We start from the raw sequence: 5,781 nt of genomic DNA, 5'->3' as shown, positions 1-5,781 counted from the left end.
GCATAGACATCACTGTTAAAAATCTGTGGTGTCCATTCCGTCAGAGAGGCGGCATTTTTCGCCCGCTCCACGGTATCCGTTAAACCGAGGTTGTCTACAAACTTCGGCTTGTTCGGAATGTCTGCGCCGTTCTGATCCTTCTCCAGACGAGAATTAGCATTGTTATTCGCATTGGCCGCATTCTGGATGGCGGTGTTCGCCAGATCATTAGCTGCTTTAACCGCTCTCGGTGTCGCTGCCTGTGTTTCGTTGTTGCTATCTACCGCATTATTTAGCTGAACTATGCCGCGCTGGGTAATGCTCGCAGGGGTCTTAATATTATTTAATTCGTCAGTTACTGCCCTTTGACTCATTACCGTTGATTGACTACTACCAATTGATTGAACAACATCAGAGCGATTGAGTTTTTTATTTAACTCGTCGAGAATTTGATTGGTGCTAACTAATTTCCACGCTGAGTTAATTTTATCTGCTGACTCAGTATTAAAATTGATTTTATTATTATCAATTAAACTCTGAAACTCTTTCGTTTCATCATCGGACTGTAATATTGCCCCCTTTGGATATCCGTTAATAGAATTAGCGTATTCCTGAGAGAATTTATATTTACCACCCTTGGATAAATGAACGATATTATCGGATATCTGATTAAATACGCCGTTAAAATCCTTGCCGCTCGGAGGTAATCCACCCGCCGTTACAGGCATCATTGTGATTTGCGGGAATCCTGTGTCCCACGTCGCTTTTTGGCTGGGTAAATCTGATTTGTGGCTAGCGGGTATTTCGTCTCGATGCCCGTTCTGAGCGAAAGGCGCTGGTATTAAATTTGGGTTCTTCATTATTCACCTGTTATGCAAATGCTGCTTGTTCGAATGGTTGAAAACCTGTTCCGTAGAAACCGAAGAATTCACCTAACGGTAATTCTGCCATGCTGATTTTGACACCTGATGGACAGGGTAATATGTGATGGTTGTATATGAGATTTTTCTCTAACTCAGACAATCGGTACTCAAATACATATCTGGCCGTCATGTGGCCAGTAATGAGGAAATATGCTCGGCCTCTGGTGAATGACGCTTTCAGGAAAGCATTAATGTTATGGGCTGTTGCGTTCAGAATATTCGCGTAAGTCTTCATTAAAATCACTTCTCTGAATGTCGAATCATCCATCATGTATGACGACTCAGTATGTAATCCGCTATAAAATGGAGATTGGTCGAATGGTGAATACTTTTTGGTTTCATTAAATCCAAAATAATCAACATTCGGGTCGGGGATAGATAGCCCTCGATTAATGCCAACTATCCGCCCCCAGATATCCAAACCAAATCCCTGAGCGGTGAGCACATTAACCGCCAGATGATAGAACTCATCAGCATTAGCTCTGGGGTCGATGGTTTCATTAAATGAGTTGAGGATGGTGCAGATAGTAGGGCTGTTGGCGTATTGGCTGAGTAGCGTTTCCGCAATGTCTTTCATCACTCTATCCTTATGTCATCTATAGATAGCGTCGGAAATTCATCAATGCCGAAATCCAGATAGTTAGCTGCAACACCGTTTTTTCTCGCTACTTGGATTGAAATCAATCGCTCTCTCGTTGACTGTGCAACGGCGCAAATATAGTCGCTGACGATTAATTTCTTGGCTACCCGTCCTTTTCCTCTCCCGGCTCCGAACTCATCCAAAATAGACTTTTTGATAGCTTCTTTATCCTGGTGCGTTAACCGTAACTTATCTTCAAACGTGACAGTAAACTCAATCGGAATATGTGTCGGCCTGATGAATTTAATGTCATAGGTTGGCGGCAGATAAGGGAAGTTGACCATATCTTGATATTTGACAGAGGTATTCCCGACAAAAGAGCATCCCGAACCGGCTTTGATGAATATTTGCTTGGCAATTTCGTTATCATCACCACCCACCACAGAAACAGCGATAGAGTTTCGGGTCAACGGATAATGGGTAAACCCAATTTTGACGGTTTCATCAGATGGGTTGTCGATAACATAGCAATCAATGACATTGTTGATATTGGAGACTGCGCCATAAGTCGCGGCATTGGTGTTTTTGGCATTAACCGCCACCGATTCCTGCCGCCGCATTTCAAATTCCTGCCGTGATTCTTCACCTCTGCCGACAATAGCCGCCGCTTTATTGATGACTGAATCAACACCATTAATATTTTTGACCACTCGATTAATGGCTCCCACGGAGGCTATGACCCTGCCAGAGGCATCACAGTAAACATTGGTCGTTGCTATCCCATTATCACCAATGGTCGCCTCTGCCTGAGTGTTCCATATTTTCCCTGAATCATCGCTAACCTGAAACCCGACCGGAATAACCGTGTTTGCCAATCCGTTAATCGTGATTTCGGCCACTGATTTTGTTGCCCGTTTGCGTTGCAGGAAATAGATATAGGCCAGTGCATCCTGCATCATGCCGTCAGCGTAACGCGGGTCGAAACCATTCAGGAGGTTAACAAAGAAGTTGCGTTCGTCGGTAATAATGGCTGTCAGGGTGGTAACTAATTGTCCCTGTGGAGTGTTCATATCGGTATTGAGATTATCACCTAAACACGATTTTAGTACCCGCCACCAGCCATCTATCACCTCCTGAGTTGGGGGAGCCAATATCCCATCAGGTGTGATTTGTAATTTCGGTATCATAGTTCTATTACCCCCTCCCGCCCGTCAATATCGGTAAAATTAATTCGACCTCTCACTATCCGGTCATTTGCTGTGCTCAGTTCTGCTGTGGCTGAAACTACGCCATTAACAGACATTGCCGCGTCTTCCAGATGCTTCCGGTACATCGCCAGTGAGTACCTATTTTTCCCCAGTATTTCCTCCAGATACGGAATTCCCGCCTCTTGTGAGTAATACATATCTTTCACAAACACCCGACAGGCATTGGCTACTGATTGCGCTCTGGCGTACTGATCTGAGGCAATAGCGAGGTTTCCCGCCGCATCGAGAGTTAAGTCCCATGTGGCAGGCATTAAGAATAATGTCCGCATGTTAAGCCTTTTGGTTAGGTGGGCTGGTGTTAGCGCCTTGTCCGTTCTCGTGGTGATCGTGGCTGTTGTATAACTCTCTCATGCCAGCCATTGATTGGGAGTTGGTGGCTGCGTTGTCAGTAATGTTGCTGCTGGCCTGAATGGTGCTGGTTGCCTTGACTGGTGCATCGAGTTCAATTTCAGAGGCTTTGATGGTGATTTTACCGGGCGAAATAATATCAATGCCGCCGTCCTTAAAGTGCATAAACTGGCTAGGCGTTCCATTGAGTAAGCCGCCGATATAGAGGCTGTCTGCCATGTCGTATTTGCGTTTGCTGTCTGGTGGGGCAGAACCTTTCACTCGTTTCACCTTCGAGATATCCCGACTGGCAGTGAAGCAGAAGCCGAGATCGCCCGCCTTCGGGTCGAGAATCACTGCATTTGCACCGCCCTGATAGCGGAAGTACGGCACATTGTAGATAGTGGCTGTGTTATAGATATTCCCCGCACCATCTACCTGTTGCACCAATGGCAGGATATCGACATAGCCCACAGGAGCAACACCATCACCTCTGACTTTCTCCACCCTGCATATTGTCACCGTACCTATTTTGCCAATCAGTGACCAGATAATAGCTTCCTGACTGCGAGCACCACCCGCCGTAGTCTGAGGGTCATATAATGAAACCCGCTCACTTTTTGATTTTGACATCATTATCATCTCTCCAGCTCGCAGCAACTTCCATAAACCACTGTGCCGAGTCCTGTTCTGTCTCCAGAATCGTCCTAATGCCATAGACCAACCAGTCACCGTTACATATCTTTATCTGACTGCCGGCAATGCGAACTATGCCACCAAACCTCACCAGCGGGTCGTAGAAACATTTGAACTGAACACCAATCATTGTCGGAACTGGGTAGCTGATTAATCCGGTTTCAGGGGAGATAACAGGGATTTTCAGCATTAGCCGTGGATGATCTTTGCGGGTGACAGCAACGTTTTTGTCTTCAATATACAAATCCAAATTTGCTGCCTCTGCCAGTTGCCGGATTTTCTCGATATCGGTATTGCACAGATAAACGTTAGATAATTTCTTGCTGACACCGTTAGGCTCAAATGAGTAACCGATGCGCTTGCAGATGTTGCCCATGATATTGACAACATCATGCTCACCTTCGTAGCTCTCTGCATCAATGCCAGCCATTTTATCCAGAACGGCAGTTTGAGATTCAATCACTAATGCGACATTCGGTGCATCGCCAAAGTCGGGATAGGCAAAAGTGATACCACCCCGAAAAACCTGCGAAAGCTCTTCACCTTCCTCGCCAGCCTCAATCGTTACGTTATTGCGCAGTGCCTTAATATCATTCCATTTAATGCGTAACAGTTTCTCCATAACTTCCATAGGCAGCCCATAGGCCTTAATGCGAGCATGAGGAGCAATAGCGCCATTGCCGTAATTAACTTCGGCACTGATCCGTAATCCGATTGCAGAGAGTGTATTTTGCCCACTTGAAGTAAATGACTCGTCTTTGCCTGAGAGGGTGAGGGTAATTTTTATAACTTTGCGATTAAATTTCATCATTCCATACCAATTTATAACGGGAGCCGAGGCCGGAATATTCAGGGTCAGAGTTACCCTCGATATCAATAAATACCAGCCACCTACATATATATGTGAGATTTCTACAAATACGGTTACAGACCAGATATTCACCATTCTGTTTTACTGTGGCGAATATATTTTCCAATCGGGTTTCAAGCGTTAATTCAATTAAATCTGTCCCAATAGAGAATGAGGTCGTTTGGTTTGGGATGGGGGATATTGTTATGTTTACAATCATTGCGGAAAGCCTCCGGATATCCATTTATTGAGAATTTTAAATTTTTCCTGAGCCTCCTGATTAAGTGAGTCCATTGCGGTATTAAATGCAGCTTCTGGATTGGTAAAAATATATTTCCCCCATGACATATCACCCTTTTCCGTTCGTCGTTTCTGTGATTCCACTTTCTGCGTCTGGTCGCCTGTGTCCTTTTTCTTGGCATCATCGGGATTTTTTACCTCTTCTTTGTCATATTTAACTTTCACCTCGCGTATTTCCTCAAGATGAACGTTCACCTTAATCAGCGTCGCACCATCTTTAGACTCACGCGCCAAGTCATAACCCACGATAGCCGCGTTGGTGTAGACAAATTCAGGCGTGACAACATGAAATTTGAGTGTGCTTTTTGCCAAAATCTCCAGTTGCGCCAAGAAAGCGCCGCGTTCTAACGTTCCGCCTGAGCCTTTGGTGAGTTGTACAGTAACTTTGTACGGGTCACTCACTTTGTTGTATGTAGCGAAGGAGCCATTTTCTATCGGTGCACTCACTACCCGATATTGGTTCTGGTATTGCAGTGATATCACATTATCAGCAAGCAGAAGGGGGATACCATACTGATTGAATATGCCCCAGTAATTGCCGAACAGCGTATTTATCAATGCTGCACCGCCAAGACTAATTCCCGCATCCAGTGCGGCATTGGGAACTCCCTTCCAGTTGGGTATATCTGGCATTTTGGGTAGGTCTGGCATTCCAAACATAGGAACCTCATTTTTTGGACGTAAAAAAACCGCAGTTAAGCGGCTTGGATTTTGATGTAAAAAAACCGCACTAGGCGGCAGATATGGAAAAGGCTACGCAATGCGCAGCCTTGAATTCATGGGGGTTATTTAATATGTTATTTATTGCAGAGTATATATTCTAACAATAGAGATTCTTGCTACAGAGCTATTAAATCC

The 5,781-nt window shown here is 44.9% G+C and carries 8 protein-coding genes; all 8 read right to left on the bottom strand.

Features of this window, described 5'->3' with window-relative positions; all coding sequences use genetic code 11:
- Positions 1 to 839 (bottom strand): tail fiber protein (locus NXS07_RS18350; RefSeq protein WP_258087354.1); only part of this gene is annotated, 839 nt, incomplete at its 3' end.
- 10 nt (positions 840 to 849) lie between these two features.
- Entirely contained in the window at positions 850 to 1,479 is a 630-nt protein-coding gene (locus NXS07_RS18345) for a baseplate wedge 1 family protein (protein ID WP_258087353.1), read from the bottom strand.
- Positions 1,479 to 2,669, bottom strand: coding sequence for a baseplate J/gp47 family protein (locus NXS07_RS18340; RefSeq protein WP_258087352.1), 1,191 nt, complete (start codon positions 2,667 to 2,669; stop codon positions 1,479 to 1,481). Before NXS07_RS18340 ends, NXS07_RS18345 begins: the two co-directional genes overlap by 1 nt.
- Positions 2,666 to 3,019, bottom strand: coding sequence for a hypothetical protein (locus NXS07_RS18335; protein ID WP_258087351.1), 354 nt, complete (start codon positions 3,017 to 3,019; stop codon positions 2,666 to 2,668). The genes NXS07_RS18340 and NXS07_RS18335 overlap by 4 nt, the downstream gene beginning before the upstream one ends.
- Before the next feature lies 1 nt (position 3,020).
- Positions 3,021 to 3,713 carry a phage baseplate protein gene (locus tag NXS07_RS18330; protein WP_258087350.1) on the bottom strand — a complete coding sequence of 231 codons (693 nt, stop codon included), beginning with the start codon at positions 3,711 to 3,713 and terminating at the stop codon, positions 3,021 to 3,023.
- The gene (locus NXS07_RS18325) at positions 3,691 to 4,584 is read right to left on the bottom strand and encodes a baseplate hub protein (protein WP_258087349.1); all 894 of its coding nucleotides are present in this window, start codon (positions 4,582 to 4,584) and stop codon (positions 3,691 to 3,693) included. The genes NXS07_RS18330 and NXS07_RS18325 overlap by 23 nt, the downstream gene beginning before the upstream one ends.
- Positions 4,571 to 4,843 carry a phage baseplate plug family protein gene (locus tag NXS07_RS22545; RefSeq protein WP_479682016.1) on the bottom strand — a complete coding sequence of 91 codons (273 nt, stop codon included), beginning with the start codon at positions 4,841 to 4,843 and terminating at the stop codon, positions 4,571 to 4,573. Before NXS07_RS22545 ends, NXS07_RS18325 begins: the two co-directional genes overlap by 14 nt.
- The gene (locus NXS07_RS18320; RefSeq protein WP_258087348.1) at positions 4,840 to 5,583 is read right to left on the bottom strand and encodes a phage baseplate protein; all 744 of its coding nucleotides are present in this window, start codon (positions 5,581 to 5,583) and stop codon (positions 4,840 to 4,842) included. Before NXS07_RS18320 ends, NXS07_RS22545 begins: the two co-directional genes overlap by 4 nt.
- Positions 5,584 to 5,781: the final 198 nt, after the last annotated feature.

The sequence above is a fragment of the Xenorhabdus bovienii genome (genome assembly GCF_024721015.1).
Classification (GTDB): Bacteria; Pseudomonadota; Gammaproteobacteria; order Enterobacterales; family Enterobacteriaceae; genus Xenorhabdus; species Xenorhabdus bovienii.
The sequence above is the reverse complement of the archived record's forward strand: the minus strand, read 5'-3'. Positions and strand labels throughout refer to the sequence as shown.

Bases quoted from the DNA above. Each gene is read 5' to 3' on its own strand.
- NXS07_RS18345 (WP_258087353.1), bottom strand. From the start codon at position 1,479: ATGAAAGACATTGCGGAAACGCTACTCAGCCAATACGCCAACAGCCCT.
- NXS07_RS18340 (WP_258087352.1), bottom strand. From the start codon at position 2,669: ATGATACCGAAATTACAAATCACACCTGATGGGATATTGGCTCCCCCA.
- NXS07_RS18335 (WP_258087351.1), bottom strand. From the start codon at position 3,019: ATGCGGACATTATTCTTAATGCCTGCCACATGGGACTTAACTCTCGAT.
- NXS07_RS18330 (WP_258087350.1), bottom strand. From the start codon at position 3,713: ATGATGTCAAAATCAAAAAGTGAGCGGGTTTCATTATATGACCCTCAG.
- NXS07_RS18325 (WP_258087349.1), bottom strand. From the start codon at position 4,584: ATGATGAAATTTAATCGCAAAGTTATAAAAATTACCCTCACCCTCTCA.
- NXS07_RS22545 (WP_479682016.1), bottom strand. From the start codon at position 4,843: ATGATTGTAAACATAACAATATCCCCCATCCCAAACCAAACGACCTCA.
- NXS07_RS18320 (WP_258087348.1), bottom strand. From the start codon at position 5,583: ATGTTTGGAATGCCAGACCTACCCAAAATGCCAGATATACCCAACTGG.